Below are 20425 nucleotides of genomic sequence, written 5' to 3'. Positions count from 1 at the left end.
AAGAGAAAGTAAGGCGAAGTATATGAAACTTACGACTATTTGTTATATAGAAAAAGATAGTAAGACTTTAATGTTGTATAGAAATAAGAAGAAAGATGATGTACATGAAGGTAAGTATGTAGGTGTTGGTGGAAAATTTGAGCAGGGAGAAACACCAGAAGAATGTATAGTCAGAGAAGTTAAAGAAGAAACAGGTCTTACTCTTAAGTCATTAACATATAAAGGATTGATAACTTTTCCAAAATTTAAAGATGAAGAAGATTGGTATATGTTTTTGTATTTTTCAGATGAATTTGAAGGAACTTTATCTAACAAAGATTTAGATAATTGTAAAGAAGGCAAGTTACTTTGGGTTGATAATGATAAAATATTTGACTTAAATATGTGGGAAGGCGACAGATTATTTTTAGATTGGGCTAAAAAAGGCAAAATTTTTAGTGCAAAGATAACATATGATAATGGTAAATTGAAAGATTACAGTGTAAATTTTTTAGATTAATTAAAAAATTAAAGCCTATGTATTGTTAAAAAAATAAAAATTGACTAGGACAACTATTTGATTTATACTAGAGTAAAAATTTTAAAATGGAGGAATAATCTGGAATGATAGACATAAATTTAGACAAATGTGTAGGATGTGGTATGTGTGAGTCGGACTGCCTTGTAAATGCAATAAGGGTTAAAGAAGATAAAGCAAAGGTGAAAAATATTCTCTGTATTAATTGTGGTCACTGTATGGCTATATGTCCAACAGATGCAATAGAAATGCAGGAATTTGATAAAAATGAAGTATTAGAATTCAATCATGAAAATTTTGAACTAGAGCCTGAAAAATTACTAAACTTTATCAAATTTAGAAGAAGTATAAGAAGCTATAAAGACATAGAGGTAGAAGAAGAAAAAATAAAAAACATAGTAGAAGCAGGAAGATACACACCAACAGGTGGAAATAGACAACCGATAAGATACATATTAGTAAAAGAAAAACTAAAAGAAGTAAAAGAATTAGCAATAGAAGGGCTTTATAACTTGGCATTAAATACTGATGATGAAGACCCTGTACGTTCTATATATAAAAATACATTTAAGAGAATGTACAAAAGATATAAAGAAGAAGGATATGATTCTCTATTCTATGATGCACCATTACTTATGGTAGTAGTTGGTGATACTTCTTTAGGAGGAAGTGTATATGTATATGGTGGATTAGCTGCGTCTAATATGGAGCTTATGGCTTATTCTCAAGGATTAGGAATGTGCTACAATGGATTCTTTGTTATGGCATCAAATGTAGAGCCAAAGTTAAAGGAATTATTGGGAATGAATGATAATGAAGCAGTTATAACTTCATTTATATTGGGATACCCAAGTGTAAAATATAAGAGAACTGTAAATAGAAATAGTGCTAAATTTGAAATAAGATAGAACTTAGAATGTATTATATACTCAAGATTAGCACAAGATAATGTATACATTTAATATAGTAAATTTGTTGTAATAATCAAATAAATCAGTTATAATCTAGGTATATTGTATATGGTGAGGATATTTAAATTTTTAAGTAAATTTTTATATCCTTTTTTATGCTAATCTACTTTTTCATATCTAAAAGTTTAAGTAGTAATTTGCATTGTAAATCTTAATTATATGGAGGATTAGTGTAGTGAATTCAAAAAAATTACTTTTATTAATTATTGTAATTGCATCCATATTCACTTCTTGCATATTTCCTTTTAATGTCAATGCTCTAGGTAGTGATAATCGTACTATTCGGGTTGCTTATCCTATTCAAAAAGGGTTAACTGAACTAGATAAACAAGGTAAGTACTCTGGATATACATACGAATATCTGTTAGAAATTGCACAATATACTGGATGGAATTATGAATTTGTTCAAGTATCTGGTGATGAAAATGAAGTTCTTACAAAACTAATGAAAATGTTAGAAAAAGGTGAGATTGATATAATGGGAAGCATGTTATACAATGAGCAGATGGAAAAATTGTATAATTATGCAGGTAATAGTTATGGAGTAGTAAATACAGTATTACAAGTATTATATGAAAATACAGCTATTGATAGTATAAGGTTAGAAGCTATGAAAGAAATTCGTATTGCTGTAATAGAGAATTCTAATACTAGGCTTAAAGAATTAAATGAATATTGCAAGATGAATTTAATATCACCTAAATTGGTATATTGTAAGTCACAAGAAGAACAATTACAAGCACTAAAGGTTGGTGAAGCAGATGCACTGCTTAATGTGAGTGTGAGTCCAATGGAAGGTGTGCGTACTATAGCTAAATTCTCACCAAAGCCATTCTATTTTATTACACCTAAAGGAAGTACAGACTTAACTCAAAGACTCAATTCAGCAATTAATAATATCGAACAGACAGACCCATATTTTTCGACTGCTTTGTATGAAAAATATTTTACACCAGAAAATAGTAAGATGATTTTGTCTGATGATGAAACTACATATATTAAAGATATAGATACATTAAAAGTTGGAGTACTTTTAAATAAGCCACCATTTCAAAACATAGATAAAAAAACAGGAGAATTAAAGGGTATATCAATAGATTTATTAAATCACATATCTGATAAAACTAGATTGAAGTTTGAACTGGTGCCTGTAAAGTCACAAAAAGATTTGGATAAAATGACTAAAAATCATGAAATTGATATTGTAGCAGGAATGATTTATGATTATGAAGATTCTCGTAAACACAATGTGACTATGTCTCGACCATTTGTTTCCACCCAATATATTATGATGATTAATAACAAATTAAATGAAAATAGTTTAGATGGAAAACGTCTAGCTCTACCTAAAGGGACTGGTTATGATAATTATTTTAATGGGGATGTCATATGGTATGATACTTTGGAAGAGTGTATAGAAGCTGTTAACAAAGGGTTTGCAGATTATACTTATGGAGAAGGATATTCTATACAGTACTATATTAATCAACCTAAGTACAAAAACGTACGTTTAGTTCCACAGACTTATGAATCACAGAGTATTTGCTTTGGAATAGTTAAACCAAGTAAGCAGGAATTATTGGGTATATTTAATAAAGCTATTATAAGCATTCCATCAGAAAAGATGCAATCAATTATCTATCAAAACACTACATATAGACAAGACTTTTCACTACTTTATATTATGCAACAAAATCCAATTGAAACTATTTTAATAGTTGCTAGTTTATTACTTTGCATTATTGGAGGTATGGCATGGAGCCTGCATACACGTAAAAGTATGAATCAGAAAATATCTTTGGAACTTAAAAAGCATGCTGAAGTTTATGAAATGGCAAGTGAATACTTTTTTGAATATGATTATAAACGAGATAAATTGATAGTTTCTATGAAAGGGAAAGGAATTAGTACTTATTATGGTATAAGTAAGAGTGCTATGAGTGAGATTGAAATAGAACATAATAAAAAGTTTTTTGATGTAATCAAGTCACAGGAGAATGGGACGACTGAAATGTATTCTATCTGCGCTGATGGTAGTTGTCACTGGATTAGAATTACTTCAAAAATAATTTATAATGAAAAAAGTGTACCAGTGTATGTAATTGGAAAAATATCTAATATTGATTCTGAAAAAGAGGAAAAAGATAAGTTACTGGATAAGGTTCAAAAAGATGGCTTAACAAATATTCTTAATTCAGCATATATTAGAAAGTTAACTACAGAAAGTTTATCTAATTTATCTCCTAACAAAAATGGAGCTTTGTTAATTTTAGATATTGATTATTTTAAGTCTATTAATGATACTTATGGGCATTTAATTGGAGATAAAATATTAATTGATGTTGCAAAAGTACTTGCTAGAAGTTTTGAAAAAAATGATATTGTTGGTCGATTGGGTGGAGACGAGTTTAGTATCTATATTAAAGATATAATAAATAAGGAAGAACTTGTCAATAAATGTAATGAAGTATATAAACAAATTCACCTCATAAAACTGCCAAGTGGAAAAAGCATATCTATAAGTATGGGTGTAGTAATAACAAAATATGGACAGAAATATGACGAATTATATCAAATGGCAGATGATGCTCTTTATGATTCTAAGAAGCAAGGAAGAAATAAATTTAAAATAGTAGGAGTATAATTTTTAGTAAGATTTACTATAAAAATTGTAAATAAGATACAATTGAACGAGTTTTGTATAATTGTACATAAAAGAGATGTATTAATTTATATAAGATTCAGTATAAAAATATAATAAATTTTTAAATAAAAAGTATCTAATAAATCTTTTTAAAGTAAAAATAATAAAGCCCAATGACGTATGTTATTATCATCATTAGGCTTTATTTCTATAAATTAACACTAAAATTAAACTTGATGCTAACATTAGTATTAATTTACAGGTTAATTTTATATAGATTTACTTAGAATTAAAATCTGCTTCTTAAAACTTAGTCTTAATATTGGTTCATAGATTTTAATATTTCAATAACATAATCCCAAACATTAGCAATAGAAGGTATACTAACGTGTTCTTTTGGAGTATGAACATCAAACATATCTGGTCCTATAGAGATAGCTTCAGCATGAGGAAGTTTATCAAGTAATAATCCACACTCAAGACCAGCATGTAGAGCCATAACAGTAGGAACTTTACCAGTTAATTTCTCATAAGTTTCACTACATATTTTTTCTAATTTAGAACCTTTTTTAAATTCCCAAGCTGGATATTGAGATGTAAGACCATAGTCAGCACCTAAAGCTTGAGCTAAAAGTCTTATTCTATCAGCTATCTCATCTCTAATAGACATAACAGAACTTCTAACAGAAGTTAAGAATTCAATAGTTGATTCTTTAGTTTCAATTATAGCAAAGTTAGTAGAACTTTCAACTAATCCTTCTATATCAAGACTTACAGATTGAACACCATGAGGAGTTAAGCTTGACATTTGAATAACTTTTTCTTTGCAGTCTTTAGTAAGAGCTTTAGTTGCAGAAGTTTCAACTACTGAATAAGCCATATCAGGGTCAGAAGTAGTAAACTCATGTTTAAATGCAGTTAAAATATCATTTATTTGTTTTTTAGCAGATTCAACATCAGCTTTATCAACAGCTATTACACATTTAGCTTCACGAGGTATAGCATTATGCTTAGTACCACCATCAACTGAAACTAATTCGTAATCAATATCTAGTACGCTTAATACTCTAGCTATTGCTTTGTTAGCATTTGCTCTTTGTAAAACAATTTCCATACCAGAATGTCCACCTAATAATCCAGTAACTTCAACTAATAAAGCTTGCTTGTCAGCTCCAACTTCTTTGTACTCAACAGGTAGACTAACAACACAAGTTTTACCACCAGCACAACTAACTAATAGATATCCTTCTTCCTCGGAGTCCATGTTTAGGATATATTGACCTTTGATTAAGCTTGGGTCTAATGCATCAGCACCATTCATACCATCTTCTTCATTAACAGTAACTAAAACTTCTAATGCTGGATGCTCTAAAGTATTATCTTCTAATATAGCCATACCCATAGCAACAGCGATACCATTGTCAGCTCCAAGAGTAGTTCCAGTAGCGTATATCATATCACCATTAATTCTTAATTTTATAGGGTCTTTAAGAAAATCATGTTCAACATTCTTTTCTTTTTCACAAACCATATCCATATGTCCTTGAAGAACTACTCCTGGACAATTTTCATATCCTTTTGTAGCAGGCTTTCTTATTATTATGTTTAAACTTTCATCCTGGATAGTTTCAAGCCCTAAATTTTTACCAAAGCTAAGTAAATAATCACTTATGCCTTTCTCGTTTCCAGAACCTCTAGGAATTTGAGATATTTTCTCAAAGTTTTTAAAAACATTTTCTGGCTTTAATCCTTCTAATACGTTTCCCATGACTTGTGTTCCTCCTTAATTTATCTATATAAGTAGCTATTTTTATAAAATAAGCTAAAATAAACTCCTTTAAAAAATATTAAAGAAGATTTTTTAACAGATTATATTACAAATAAAGCATGTTTATGTATAATATATAGATAGCTACATACATAGTATAATACAAAATATGTTTAAAATATATCTAAAAGAGAAAAAATATAATAAATTTAGAAATAAAAAAGAAATAAAACTTGCAGTTTTTATTGAAAATGCTTGGAAAGCATACATTTTAAATATTAAAGAAAAAAGTTAAAATATTGAGGATGGTGAATATAGAAAAATGAATGAGAAATCGTTAAGAGTTCTAGAATACAATAAAATAATAGATTTATTAAAGAAGAAAGCCTCATCTTCTTTAGGTCTAAAATATATAGAAAGTTTAGTTCCAAATACTGATTTTGTAGAAGTAAAGTCCATGCTAGAAGAAACTAGTGAAGCTCAATCAATTATTATAAAGAGAGGTTCAGTAGGTTTGGATGGTATTCATGATATAGAAGATAAGGTTAAAAGAGCCTATATAGGTGCATCTCTTGACCCAGGAAGTTTAATTATGATAGCGGATACTTTAAGAGTAGCTAGAAGATTAAAAAATAGTCTATCTAGCAGTGATGAAGAAGATTTTAATTATCCAATAATACAATCTCTATCAAATTCTCTATATGTATATAAAGATATAGAAGAACAGATATACAATGCGATAATAAGTGAAGTAGAAATATCTGACAATGCTTCAAGTACACTTAGAGATATCAGAAGAAGAATAGCTCAAAAAAATCAATCCATTAGGTCTAAATTAAATTCAATAATAAGTTCAACTACTTATCAAAAATACTTACAAGATGCCATAATTTCTCTAAGAGGTGATAGATTTGTAGTACCTGTAAAATCTGAATATAGGTCGCAAGTAGCTGGTATAGTACATGACCAGTCATCTTCTGGTGCGACACTTTTTATAGAGCCAATGACTATAGTAGAGATGAACAATGAGTTAAGACAGCTAAAATTAGGAGAGCAAGAAGAGATAGAGAGAATTTTATCAGAACTTTCTGCAATGGTTGGAGAAGTAAGTGAAGATTTGATATCCAATCAAGAGATACTTGGAAGATTAGACTTTGCATTTTCAAAAGGAAAACTTTCTATACAAATGAGAGGTATAGAGCCTACATTAAATGAGGATAAATATTTAAATATAAAAAATGGAAGACATCCACTATTAGATAAGAAAAAAGTAGTGGCAAATACTATTTATTTAGGAAGAGACTTCCACACATTGGTAATAACAGGTCCAAATACAGGTGGTAAAACAGTTACAATAAAAACTGTAGGTTTATTTGCACTTATGACACAAAGTGGACTTCACATACCTGCTGATTATGGAAGTAGTATGTGTGTATATGATAATGTATTTGCAGATATAGGAGATGAACAAAGTATTGAGCAAAGTTTATCTACATTTTCATCTCACATGACAAATATAGTATCAATACTAAAAACCGTAACAGCAGACTCTTTAGTTATATTTGACGAATTAGGAGCAGGAACAGACCCTGTTGAGGGAGCTGCACTTGCAATAGCAGTATTAGAAGATATAAACTCTGTAGGAGCGAAATGTATAGCAACTACTCACTATAGTGAACTTAAAAATTATGCTCTTACTAAATCTGGTGTAGAAAATGCAGCAGTTGAATTTGATATAGAAACTTTAAGTCCAACATATAAGTTACTTATAGGTGTTCCTGGAAAATCAAATGCGTTTGAGATTTCCAGAAAACTTGGACTTAGTGACTATGTAATTTCACATGCCAAAGAATATATAAACACAGATAACATAGCTTTAGAAGATGTATTACAAAATGTTGAAAAGAACAGAATCAAAGCTATTGAAGATAGAGAAGAAGCTGAGAGATTGAAGGAAGAGATAGAAAGACTAAAAGTAGAATACGACGAAAAACTTGAAAAATTAGTTACTCAAAGAGATAAGATGATTGAAAAGGCTAAATCAGAAGCATTTTCAATAACAAGACAAGCTAAGGAAGAAGTAGACCTTATAATAAAGGAACTTAGAAGTTTAGAACAAGAAAGAGCTTCTAAAGAAAAAAATCGTAAAATAGAAGAACTTAGAAAAGAATTGACTAGTTCTATGGGAAGTCTTCAACCAACAGTAAAAAGTATGATAGTTCCAAAAGTTTCAAGTAAAGAAATAAAAGACCTAAAACCAGGGGAAGAAGTTAGAGTAATAACTTTAAATCAAAATGGTAGTGTGGTTTCTGTAGACAAAAAGAGAAAAGAAGCAGTAGTGCAAATTGGTATAATGAAGATGACTCTACCTTTTAAATCTTTACAAAAATCTCACAAGGATGTTTCAAAACACGTTACTAAATCAACAAGAAATATCATAAGGGCAAAATCTGGAAATATAAAAAGTGAAGTTGACCTTAGAGGTTTAAATTTAGAAGAAGCTATAATGGAAGTCGAAAAATATCTAGATGATGCATATGTAGCAGGTTTAGAATCTGTAACAGTAATACATGGAATTGGTACAGGAGTGCTAAAATCAGGACTACAAGACATTTTAAGAAAAAATAGACATGTAAAATCACAAAGAGGTGGCCAGTATGGAGAAGGTGGAGCAGGAGTAACAATTGTTAAACTAAAATAATTTGTATAGGAGCACATTTTTATGATATTAGTATCTGCATGTTTAATAGGAATAAATTGTAAATATAGTGGCGATAATAATGAAAATGAAGAAGTAAAAGAATACCTAAAAGGTAAAGATTTTACTCTTGTATGTCCAGAACAGTTAGGTGGTTTATCTACACCAAGACCTCCTGCTGAGATAGTTGATGGAAAAGTAATCACAAAAGAAGATAATAAAGATGTAACAGAAAACTTTGTAAGAGGGGCTGAAGAAACTCTAAAAATAGCAAGATTATATGTATGTAGCGAAGCAATACTAAAAGAGGGTAGCCCCTCTTGTGGATGTAATCTAGTGTATGATGGTAGTTTTTCAGGCAAAAAAATACCAGGGAAAGGTATCACAGCAAAGTTACTGGAAGAAGAAGGAATAAAAGTCAAGAGTGAAAAAGACTTATAGAAAAGCAATAATCGTATAGATAAAAACTGTAATTATAGTATTTTTAATATATACAGAAAACATAATTATTAAAGTGTTTTGCCCTGTAATGAAATACTTGAAAAAACACTAAATTTGATTTAACATAAAGAGATAAGCACAATATAAACCAGGAACAATGTAGAGAGGAGCAACAAGATGCAAGATTTCAAGGTAGCAATATCAAATTGCCTTAAAGAGAAAATAGAAGAACTGTCGATAGAAGAGATAGAGGCACTTATAGAAGTTCCACCAAACAAGGACATGGGTGACTATGCTTTTCCATGCTTTAAATTAGCTAAAGTATTTAGAAAAGCTCCAAACATGATAGCAAGTGAATTAGCAGAAAGTATAGAAGCTAGTGGAGAGATAACAAAAGTAATACAATTAGGCGGATATGTGAATTTCTTTGTAAACAAATCTCAATTAGCAGAAACTGTAATCAAAAAAGTATTAGATGAAAAAGAAAATTATGGACGTAGTGATTTTGGAAAAGATAAAACTGTAATAGTTGAATACTCTTCTCCAAATATAGCAAAGCCTTTCCATATAGGGCATATAAGAACTACAGTAATAGGTAATGCTCTATATAAGATATATGAATCACAAGGATACAAAACTATAAGAATAAATCATTTAGGTGACTATGGAACTCAATTTGGTAAGTTAATAGTGGCCTTTAAAAAGTGGGGAGAAAAGGAAGTAGTAGAATCTAATCCAATCCCAGAATTATTAAAATTATATGTAAGATTCCATGAGGAAGCAGAACAACATCCAGAAATGGAAGATGAAGCAAGAGCATGGTTTACTAAATTAGAAAATGGTGACGAAGAAGCAAAAGAATTATGGCAATGGTTTAGAGATGAAAGTCTAAAAGAATTTAGTAGAGTATATAAACTTTTAGATATAGAATTTGATTCTTTAGCAGGTGAAAGTTTCTATTCTGATAAGATGGACAGAGTAATAGAGTTGTTAGAAGAGAAAAATCTTTTACAAGAGTCTAAAGGTGCAAGAATCGTTGATTTAGAAGAATATAAGATGCCACCAGCTCTTATTACTAAGAATGATGGCTCAACATTATATATGACAAGAGATTTAGCTGCAGCAATATATAGAAAAGAAACTTATGATTTTGATAAGTGTATATATGTAGTTGGTTCTCAACAAAACCTACATTTCCAACAATGGTTTAAAGTAATTGAACTTATGGGATATGAATGGGCAAAAGACTTAGTGCATGTTGGATTTGGTATGGTAGCTCTTGAAGAAGGGACTATGTCAACTAGAAAAGGAAGAGTTGTATTTTTAGAAGATGCATTAAATCAAGCTATAGATAAAACTAAGGATATTATACTAACTAAAAACCCAGATGCTAAAAATGTAGATGAAATATCTAAACAAGTAGGTGTTGGAGCTGTAGTATTCCAAGAACTATCTAATAGTAGAATAAAAGACTATACTTTCTCATGGGAAAGAACATTAAGCTTTGATGGAGAGACTGGGCCATATGTTCAATATACACATGCTAGATGTTGTGCAGTTTTAAGAAAAGCAAAAGAAGAAATCACTTCTGATATAGATTATAGTCTATTGGCTGATGAAGATAGTGCAGAAGTTCTTAGAGTTATAGAGTCATTTAATAAAAATATTTTACTTGCTCTAAAGAAGAATGAACCACATATAGTTACAAGATTTATGCTAGATTTAGCTCAAGCGTTTAATAAATTTTATCATGACAATCCAATTTTAGTGGAAAATTTAGAGATTAGAAAATCGAGACTTGCTTTGGTACAAGCCACAAAACAAACTTTAGAAAATTCTCTGAAGCTGTTGGGAATGCACGCTCCAGAAAGAATGTAATACAACAAAATGTTGAAATAAAAAGAATAAAATTGAACTTAGTACGCAATTTGTATAACTGTAGAATATAGGGATGTCGAAAACTGATGCTTTACATATAAAAAAGTAGTATCGTATAATAATATATAGATAGTAGATTACAATGATTTTTGTACACTACTATCCCCCTATATATGACAGCTTCTTAACGGGCTGTCTCTTTTTTTTTAATAGCAGGATATTTAAATTAAGTTTTTGAGAAAGGATATATTTATGAATGACGTATTAATAAAAAAAGTCTACACATCTTCTTTTAATAATGGAAGTAAGACTCTTAAAGATTTAATTATAATAAATACAAAATCCTTAATAGATGATAAAACTCAAAGATGTGTATATATAGACGAAAAGAGATTGAAAGATGAACTTATTTACTTTAGATTTTATGGAGAAAAAATAGGTAATGTCAATTTTTTAAATATTTTATTACCATTAATTTTATCAAATACTAATATTCAAAAAAGTGAAGATGAGGTTGTTAAATTAATAAAAAAATATGTGAGTTACTTTAGAAAAGAGGAATTCTTATTTGATTATTTATTAAGTTCTGTAGCATATAATTCTGTTATGCACAATCTTATAAATAACAGTAAAATTGAATATGTCGAATTACTACAAAATATTAAAGACAAGATAATAGATTTTTCTATAGAATTAGACAAGTCTGATATTGTAAAGTTTCAGATGGCAAGGATAGGTACAATACAATTAATTGATAAATATATTGATTTAAAATATGAAGATTATGATGAAGAAAGTATTCTATCAAGTGTTTTAAATATTTTATATGATATTTATATAGAAGACAGAAATGTAGAAAATGAAGGAATTAAAAGCATGAAAAAATCTATATTATCTATTTTAGGTGAAGAGACTGAATTAAACGAAGATAATATAGATTTTATTCTTTCTATGTCAGAATATGTTGTTAAGTTGAGAAAATATAAAATTGGGGTTAAAATGTATAATAAAAAAATAGACCCAAGAAGTCTTATAAGCCTTGAAGAAGGCGATACTACAATAGACCCCATATTTAATCAAATAACAGTTATGTCGAAAACCTTTAGTGATAATATATTAAGCATAAAGATACATTCTAAATCAGGTATTTATATATTAAAGTTTAAAAAGGTTTAGGTTACTAGAGATTACTGTTTTTTTCTAAGTAATCCAAAAAATCTTTTTCTTTAGTGTCAGTTAAGAAACATAATTCTTTTACTATATTATTTCTAAGGTCGATAAAATCACTAATTTGGGTATTTTCATTAGTGTATTCAAGAGACTTTATAATAAGCAGTAAATCTCTTTTTGATAAAGAGTTGATAGATACTTTTTCAATTAATTCCATAAAAAACTTCCTTTCCTCACATTACTTGAAATTAATAATCTAATTATATAAATGTTATATAGACTTTACATATACTATTTTAACCTATAAGGGGTACAAAAAGCAGTATAATATTAAAAAGAGGTGAGAAATATTTGAAAATTTTATTAACAACGTTGAATTCTAAGTTTATTCATACAAATTTAGCTATAAGATATCTAAAAGAATTTGTAAGGAATTTGATAGAAGTTGACATGAAAGAATATACGATAAACAATGACTTAGATTATATTTTAAAAGATATATACAAAAATGAATATGATATAATTTTATTCTCAACATATATCTGGAATATAGGAGATATAGTTAAACTTTGTGATAATCTAAAAAAAATTAGACCAAATACTAAAATAGCTTTGGGCGGGCCAGAAGTGAGTTATGATAGCTATGAGGCAATGAAGAAATACGATTTTGTAGATTATATACTTTATGGAGAAGGAGAATTAATCTTTAGAGATTTAGTGCTTCATCTTAAAGGAAAAAAAGAAATAAAAAGTGTAGACGGATTGGTATATAGACAAGGAAGCGAGATAATAGTAAATAAACCTATGGAACTTCTTCAAAATTTGGACGAGATTCCTAGTCCTTATGAAAATTTAAATCCAAAGGAATATGAAAATAGAATAGTATATTATGAGTCGTCAAGAGGTTGTCCATTTAACTGTCAATACTGCTTATCTTCTACCATTCCTGGTCTGAGATATTTCAGCTTAGATAGAATAAAAAGAGATTTAAAAGCTTTAATAGATGCAAGAGTCTCACAAATTAAATTTATTGATAGAACTTTTAATGCAAATAAAAAAGTAGCTATGGAAATTATGGATTTTCTTATGAAAAATGATAATGGATATACAACCTATCATTTTGAAGTTACAGCATATTTGATAGATGACAAGATGCTAGAGTTTTTGGCTGACTGTAAAGAAGGACTTTTCCAGTTTGAAATAGGAGTACAGTCGACAAATGAAAAAACACTTGATGCAGTAGGAAGAAGAGATGATTTCAAAAAGTTATCTCATGTTGTTCAGACAGTAGCATCTTATAGAAATATACATCAACATTTAGACTTAATTGCAGGACTTCCCTATGAGGATTATGAAAGCTTTGAGAACTCATTTAATGATGTATTTAATCTAGGGATAGAACACTTACAATTAGGTTTCTTAAAGATGATTAAGGGTACAGGTATGAGAAAGGTAGCAGATGAGCATGGATTTAAATATAAGGATTATGCTCCATATGAGTTTTTATACAATAATTATATAAGCTATGAAGAAACATTGAAATTAAAGGATATAGAAGATGTACTTGAAAGATACTACAATTCTAAAAACTTTGTGTTGTCCATGAGATATATTATAGGCAAATTTTATAAACAAAGTCCTTTTAAATTTTTTGAAACTTTTGCTAAGTACTTTGATGAAAATGGGTATTTTGACTTGGCACAGGGGAAAAATCAATTATACAAAATATTATTGGATTTCTATAATGAAAAAATAAATATAGACAATGATGTATTTAATGATATATTAAAGTATGACTACATTTCACTAGGTAAGACATCAAATATACCACAGTTTTTTAATAAGTTAGATGTGGATGACTTTAAGAATAGATGTCATGTATTTTTACAAGATAATGATAACTTATCAACATATCTACCTAATTTTGTTGATAAACCAGCAAAACATATAATAAAATATGTTCATTTTGAACCATTTAAATTTAATATTGTGGATTTAAAAAATAATATAAATACAGAAATAAGAGAAGAAGAAAATATAGTCTTATTTGAATATGATGATAAAAAAATATTTGAGAAATCTAAAACTCATAAAGTAGAAATTTAAGTATTTAGGAGGAAACAATGGATTTTAAAATAGAAAAGTATTTACTGAAGAAGGCAGAAGAACTAGCTTTTATAACTATAAAGCATGGTGGAGAATTTAAATTAAAGAGTTATGATGTGCCAAAAGGTGGACTAGATGTACCTATAAAAAATGAGGTACTAGTAAAAGGTATAAAAGAAAAAACTGCTCAAGATAAGTTAAACTCAATGTCTATAGCAGATGCAATGATATATATAATTGGTATAGATAGTAAATTTAAAAATAATGGAGAATATGAAAAGTTTTTAGATGCTTTGTCTAAGGATATTAACTTAGATTTAAAAGCATATATGGGATACATGTCTAGAAAATACTTTGAGATTGGAGAGCATACAGATTCTTTAATATATATAAAAGCATTTATAACTATGTATCCAGATGATTTAGATGCAATGTATAATTATGCAATTGTGTGCCAAGAGATAGCAAAACAATATCAAAAAGACCTAGATGATAAGGCTATGAATGCATTTTTACTTGAGGCAATGGCCAAACTTGAAAAGATAATAGATATTGATAATGATTTTGCATTAGGTTATTATCATTTAGGTTATCATTATTATAATCAAGGTCAATATTTGAAGACTAAATTGACATGGGAAGATGCATTAAGATTAGGTTTAGATGCTGACTTAGTGGCTGAGATACAAGAAAATTTAGGAAAGATGGATTTTAAAGTACAGTATGAAGAAGGATATACACTTATATTCCATGGTAAGTTTAAAGAGGGATTAGAAAAATTACTGCCACTGGAAGAAGAACATATGGATTGGTGGAATTTGCTGTTTATGATAGGGCTAGGATATAAGGGTATGGGCGAAATAGAGCAGGCTAAGATGTATTTTGAGAAGATATTAGTAATAAAACCTAAGCAAGTAGATGCTATAGTTGAATTAGGGCTTTGTGAAGCTTCTAAATATAATTTAGATAAAGCAATAGAGCATTTTGAGCAAGCTGCTAAGATAAAAGAGGACCCAGAAATTCTTTGTAATTTAGGTATGGCTTACTTAAACAATGGTGAAATTGATGATGCAACTTACTATATAGAAAGAGCTTATGAATTAAATCCACAGGATGAGATTACGATTGCTTGTTTAAAAGAGCTTGGTATAAATAAGTAAGAATGTTATTAGATTGTATTAGATTCTATTAGGTTTTACTTTATTAGGTTGGACTTGATGCTAGCGAGTTTTATCTGATGCTATTAAATTTTATTAATTAAGAGTGGTAGAACATTTATTATGTTGTACCACTTTTTTTATTTACTTTGTCTAAGTATTTTTACTCTTATTTACTATTTGTAATATTATATTTCATAAGTATCTTGAATTTATAATAATTAAATATTAAAGCAGATTTTAGTTGTACAAATTTTTTGTAACATAAAAAATAAATTGATAAAAGACATATCAAATATGGTATTATTTAGTTAAATATATATAAGGGAGGGGTTACTTTTGATAAAGAAATTAGATGATATTTTAGAGCAGCTTAAAGGAGGAGAAAAAATAGTACTTTCTGTAGCAGCAGCTCACGATAAAGAAGTTTTAATGGCTATAAAGGATGCTGTAGAAAGAAATATAATTACTCCTATATTGGTTGGAAATGAAGGAAAGATAAGAGAAATATCAAAAGAAATAGAATTTGATTTGGGTGGAATTAAAATTATTGACAAGGATGATATTAAAGACTGTGCTGAAATAGCAGTTAAATTAGTATCAAGTAAAGAAGCTGATTTTGTAATGAAAGGTTTATTAGATACATCCGTTATCTTGAAAGAAGTGTTAAATAAAGATTATGGTCTTAGAACTGATAGTTTATTAAGTCATGTTATGGTATATGAGTTAGAAAGATACCATAAGCTATTGATAACTACAGATGGAGGAATGAATATAGCTCCTGACTATGAACAAAAGGCAAAGATATTAAAAAATTCTATAAAAGCAGCAAAAGCTTTAGGTATGGAAACTGTAAAAGTTGCATGCTTAGCAGCTAAGGAAAAAGTAAATCCTAAAATGCAAGCTACTGTAGATGCAGATATGCTAGCAAAAGCTTGTCAAGCAGGAGAATTTGGAGATAATGTAATTGTAGAAGGTCCTTTAGCTTTTGACTTAGCAGTTTCAAAAGAAGCTAGTGAGATAAAAGGATTTAAAAGTGAAGTATCTGGAGATGTAGATATTATGTTGGTTCCAACAATAGAAGTTGGTAATGGCATAGGAAAAGCCTTTACATACATGGCAGATTCTAAATCAGCAGGTATAATTATGGGCGCAAAAGCTCCTATAGTTTTAGTATCAAGAGCTGATTCACATGAATCTAAATTGTACTCTATTGCGTATGGAGCTATTGTAGCTAAAAGTATGAAATAAAAACATTAAGTGTGTAAAATAAATGCGTTAAAAGATAAAATGTAGTCATAATATCTAAATTAATGCAATATTAAAAAAATTTTATATAAAAAATAATTATAGCTTCAAATGAATATATACAAATGTTCAATTTGAAGCTATAATTAATATTAAAGTAAGAAAAATAAAAAAATTTCAAAAAATTAGTCCAAAAAATGCTATTCTAAGAAGTTTTTACTAATTATGGTATAGGGAGTAAAAATCTGTAACAAGTCCAAAAAAGTAGTGAGAAATAATAAACACACAAATAAGATATAATATCAAAAAATTGACTAGAAATAATTCAAAATTGATTTAAAAAAATCAAAACATAATTTAATTAAACTAAAATATCAAAAAAGTAGGCTCAAGTATTAAAAAATAGCCAAAAATGAGTAGTTAAATTAACTTAAATTAGGTATTAAAAATAAAATTTTTATGTATTATCTAATTTTGTTAAAAAAATATTTAAATCTAAAGCAAAGTGCTGAAAATTAGTATATAATCAACTTAGAAAGCATTTATTTTATTATTTTATGACATGAAGTCAGTCACCTGGGGGATTTTAAAAATCAAAAAAAGGGGATAGGAATATGGATGAAAAAATGTTAACAATTGATTTAAACAGCCAGAAGATGATAGCAAAAGCTAGAGAAGAAGGCGTAGAAACAATGTATGATAGAAAAGAAGGCTTTAAAGCACAATGTGGTTTTGGTCTTCAAGGGGTTTGCTGTAGAATATGTGGAATGGGACCATGTAGAATAAGTCCTAAAACTCCAAGAGGGTTATGTGGAGCAGACGAACACACTATAGTAGGTAGAAACTTTGCAAGAATGGTTGCTGGTGGGACAGCTGCCCATTCAGACCATGCTAGAGATATAGCACATACATTAGCATTAGCTGATCCAAATGGAAACTATAAAATAAGAGACGAAGCTAAATTAATTACTTTAGCTAAAGAATGGGATGTAGAAACAGAAGGTAGAGATATCTATGATGTAGCACATGAAGTGGCAGAAATTGCATTAATGGAATTTGGTAAACCTTTTGGGACATTAAGATTTATAAAAAATGCGCCAGAACCAAGACAAAAAATATGGAAAGAATATGCTATAGAACCAAGAGCTATAGATAGAGAAATTGCAACAATAATGCACTCTACTCATATAGGTTGTACTGGTGATATAGATAGTTTAATACACATGAGTCTAAGAACTTCTATGGCTGATGGTTGGGGTGGTTCTATGATAGGTACTCGTTTAAGCGATATCTTATTTGGAACTCCAGTACCAAGAAGAACAGAAGCTAACTTAGCAGTATTAGAAGAAAATAAAGTTAATATAATATTGCATGGACATGAGCCAGCATTATCAGAAATGATAGTTTTAGCTGCAGAAGAACCAGACTTAATAGCTTTAGCTAAAGAAGTTGGAGCAGATGGAATAAACTTAGCTGGTATGTGTTGTACAGGTAATGAAATTACAATGAGACATGGTGTAAGAATAGCAGGAGACTTCCATCAACAAGAACTTGCAATAGTAACTGGAGCAGTTGAGGCTGTAATAGTTGACGTTCAATGTATATTCCCTGCACTAGCTAGAGTAGCAGATTGTTACCACACTAAATTTGTAACAACTTCTCCAAAAGCTAAAATAACAGGTTCAACTTATATTGAATTTAGAGAAGAACAAGCTCTTGATGATGCTAAATCAATAGTTAAAGAAGCTATCTTAAACTTTAAAAATAGAGATAAATCAAAAGTACTTATACCTGAATTAAAATCAGGGGCAACAGTTGGGTATAGTGTAGAAGCAGTAGTAAATCAATTAGACAGAGTTGTAAACTCTCATATAGATCCAGCAGGAACAGTTAAGCCATTAACAGACTGTTTAAAATCTGGAGTATTAAGAGGAGCAGCTGGTGTAGTTGGATGTAACAATGCTAAAGGAGTTTCAAATGAGGCTCACGTAACAATAATGAAAGAATTAATTAAAAACGACATAATAGTAGTTACTACAGGATGTGGTGCTTCAGCAGCAGCTAAATTTGGTTTAATGGAAACTGATGCAGCTGAAAAATATGCAGGTAAAGGTCTTGCAACTGTCTGTAAATTAGTAGGAATCCCACCAGTACTACATATGGGTTCTTGCGTTGATATAAGCCGTATATTAGATTTAGTTGGAGCAGCAGCTAATTACTTAGATATGGATATGTGTGACCTTCCAGTTGTAGGTATAGCTCCAGAGTGGATGTCAGAAAAAGCAGTTGCTATAGGATGCTATGTTGTAGCTTCTGGTATAGACACTTACTTAGGAATAATGCCTCCAATAGCTGGTTCTTCAAGAGCAGTAGATATATTAACTAGCGAATTAAAAGATAAAGTTGGTGCAACATTTACTGTAAATACAAATCCAAAAGAGTTAGCAGCTACAATAATAGAAGATATAGAAAAGAAACGTGTTCACTTCGAAGCATTAGTTGAAGAAAAAATGGGTGTTGAAGCAGAAGCTTAGAAAATGGCTAAAGCCTTAGAAAAAACGATTTTATATCTAAATAAAGGTTTTATAGTTGAATGAAGTCAAATATTAAAGAAAAGAACATCAAAATACAATGAATATACTGAATAAATAAAATATAAACAATATAATGAAGAATACTAAAACTATACATGCTGCTTTGAAAAGCTAGTAGGGTAAATGTAATTGGTTCCTGTAAGGACTAGCTGTAGTTTATTTTTAGTGTTTAAAAAATAGATAACTACACTAAAACATAAATAAAATAAAAAGCAAATAGTAATAAAGGTGGTAGGGATTATGAAGATAGCAATAACAGGTAAAGGTGGAGTAGGTAAAACGACTTTTTCTTCAATGCTCTCTAGGATGTTTGCTGAAGACGGATACAGAGTTGTTGCTGTTGATGCCGATCCTGATGCTAATTTAGCTTTAGCACTAGGTTTTCCAAAAGAAGTATATGAATCAATAGTACCTATATCAGAAATGAAAAAGTTAGTTTCAGATAGAACAGCTGCTTCTGTAGGTTCATTTGGAAAAATGTTTAAGATGAATCCTAAAGTAGACGATATACCTGAAAATTTCTGTAAAGAATACAACGGAGTGAGATTACTTACATTAGGAACAGTGGATTCTGGTGGCACTGGATGTGTATGTCCAGAGCACGTTCTTTTAAAAAGACTCTGTTCACACTTAATACTACAAAATAAAGATGTAGTTGTTATGGATATGGAAGCTGGAATTGAACACTTAGGAAGAGGAACAGCTCAAGGTGTAGATGCTTTTATAGTAGTTGTAGAGCCAGGAGAAAGAAGTCTCCAAACATATAGAAAAGTTAAAAAACTTGGTCATGATATAGGCGTAAATAAGGTATTTGTTGTAGGTAACAAAATCAGAAATAAAGAAGATGAAGAATTTATAATACAAAACTTAGAAGATGGGGAATCTTTAGGATTTATCTATTACAATCAAGATGTTATAGATTCTGATAGAGCTAATCAATCTCCATATGATTCTAGTGAAACAACAAAGGCACAAATTAAAGAAATAAAAGAGAAATTAATGTCACTTAAAGATAAATAGAAATTTTGATTTATAATTGGGTTGTTGGTTAAAGGCAATAAATAGGTATTAGATAGGTAATAAATGATTAATTAGATAAATGACTAGCTATTAAGTTAAAGATATTTTAATAGCTTAGTAGCTAGTTTTTAAGCAATTTTACATGTATAATTATCTTATAAAATATAATTTTTACATATTAATACAATTTATACAAAAATTATATTTTAAATC

Annotated in this window: 14 protein-coding genes; 12 read left to right on the top strand and 2 right to left on the bottom strand. The window is 29.1% G+C overall.

Annotated elements, in window-relative coordinates; genetic code table 11:
- Positions 1-22: 22 nt before the first annotated feature.
- From IR151_RS05230 to IR151_RS05220, 3 genes are all read left to right on the top strand, one after another.
- Positions 23-499, top strand: a complete 477-nt coding sequence (locus tag IR151_RS05230; RefSeq protein ID WP_227433465.1) for an NUDIX hydrolase — start codon at positions 23-25, stop codon at positions 497-499.
- 104 nt (positions 500-603) lie between these two features.
- The gene (locus IR151_RS05225) at positions 604-1425 is read left to right on the top strand and encodes a nitroreductase family protein (RefSeq protein WP_227433464.1); all 822 of its coding nucleotides are present in this window, start codon (positions 604-606) and stop codon (positions 1423-1425) included.
- Between the two features lie 238 nt (positions 1426-1663).
- Positions 1664-4132 (top strand): diguanylate cyclase domain-containing protein, encoded by a 2469-nt coding sequence (locus IR151_RS05220; protein WP_227433463.1) that lies wholly within the window; start codon positions 1664-1666, stop codon positions 4130-4132.
- Between the two features lie 316 nt (positions 4133-4448).
- Here the strand turns inward: IR151_RS05220 and IR151_RS05215 are convergent, their stop codons facing one another.
- The gene (locus IR151_RS05215; RefSeq protein ID WP_227433462.1) at positions 4449-5900 is read right to left on the bottom strand and encodes an aminoacyl-histidine dipeptidase; all 1452 of its coding nucleotides are present in this window, start codon (positions 5898-5900) and stop codon (positions 4449-4451) included.
- 322 nt (positions 5901-6222) lie between these two features.
- Between IR151_RS05215 and IR151_RS05210 the strand changes: the two genes are divergently transcribed.
- From IR151_RS05210 to IR151_RS05195, 4 genes are all read left to right on the top strand, one after another.
- Positions 6223-8601 carry an endonuclease MutS2 gene (locus IR151_RS05210; protein ID WP_227433461.1) on the top strand — a complete coding sequence of 793 codons (2379 nt, stop codon included), beginning with the start codon at positions 6223-6225 and terminating at the stop codon, positions 8599-8601.
- 21 nt (positions 8602-8622) lie between these two features.
- Positions 8623-9039 carry a DUF523 domain-containing protein gene (locus tag IR151_RS05205; RefSeq protein WP_227433460.1) on the top strand — a complete coding sequence of 139 codons (417 nt, stop codon included), beginning with the start codon at positions 8623-8625 and terminating at the stop codon, positions 9037-9039.
- Positions 9040-9216: 177 nt separating this feature from the next.
- On the top strand, positions 9217-10917 hold the full coding sequence (gene argS, locus IR151_RS05200; protein WP_227433459.1) for an arginine--tRNA ligase: 1701 nt from the start codon (positions 9217-9219) through the stop codon (positions 10915-10917).
- Between the two features lie 252 nt (positions 10918-11169).
- The gene (locus tag IR151_RS05195; protein WP_227433458.1) at positions 11170-12093 is read left to right on the top strand and encodes a hypothetical protein; all 924 of its coding nucleotides are present in this window, start codon (positions 11170-11172) and stop codon (positions 12091-12093) included.
- A gap of 4 nt (positions 12094-12097) precedes the next feature.
- Here IR151_RS05195 and IR151_RS05190 read toward each other — a convergent pair whose 3' ends face one another.
- Positions 12098-12304 carry a hypothetical protein gene (locus IR151_RS05190; RefSeq protein WP_227433457.1) on the bottom strand — a complete coding sequence of 69 codons (207 nt, stop codon included), beginning with the start codon at positions 12302-12304 and terminating at the stop codon, positions 12098-12100.
- Positions 12305-12438: 134 nt separating this feature from the next.
- Here IR151_RS05190 and IR151_RS05185 point away from each other — a divergent pair, with 134 nt between their 5' ends.
- From IR151_RS05185 to IR151_RS05165, 5 genes are all read left to right on the top strand, one after another.
- Positions 12439-14193, top strand: coding sequence for a B12-binding domain-containing radical SAM protein (locus tag IR151_RS05185; RefSeq protein WP_227433456.1), 1755 nt, complete (start codon positions 12439-12441; stop codon positions 14191-14193).
- A gap of 17 nt (positions 14194-14210) precedes the next feature.
- Positions 14211-15353 (top strand): tetratricopeptide repeat protein, encoded by a 1143-nt coding sequence (locus tag IR151_RS05180; RefSeq protein WP_227433455.1) that lies wholly within the window; start codon positions 14211-14213, stop codon positions 15351-15353.
- A gap of 336 nt (positions 15354-15689) precedes the next feature.
- Positions 15690-16601: a bifunctional enoyl-CoA hydratase/phosphate acetyltransferase gene (locus tag IR151_RS05175; protein ID WP_227433454.1), complete on the top strand. Its 912-nt coding sequence runs from the start codon at positions 15690-15692 to the stop codon at positions 16599-16601.
- A 611-nt stretch (positions 16602-17212) separates the two neighbouring features.
- On the top strand, positions 17213-19132 hold the full coding sequence (gene cooS / locus IR151_RS05170) for an anaerobic carbon-monoxide dehydrogenase catalytic subunit (RefSeq protein ID WP_227433453.1): 1920 nt from the start codon (positions 17213-17215) through the stop codon (positions 19130-19132).
- A gap of 300 nt (positions 19133-19432) precedes the next feature.
- Positions 19433-20212: an AAA family ATPase gene (locus IR151_RS05165; RefSeq protein ID WP_227433452.1), complete on the top strand. Its 780-nt coding sequence runs from the start codon at positions 19433-19435 to the stop codon at positions 20210-20212.
- Positions 20213-20425: the final 213 nt, after the last annotated feature.

The organism is Clostridioides sp. ES-S-0006-03, assembly GCF_020662275.1.
In the GTDB taxonomy this organism is placed as follows: domain Bacteria; phylum Bacillota; class Clostridia; order Peptostreptococcales; family Peptostreptococcaceae; genus Clostridioides.
This window is presented reverse-complemented; position numbering and strand designations above follow the sequence as displayed.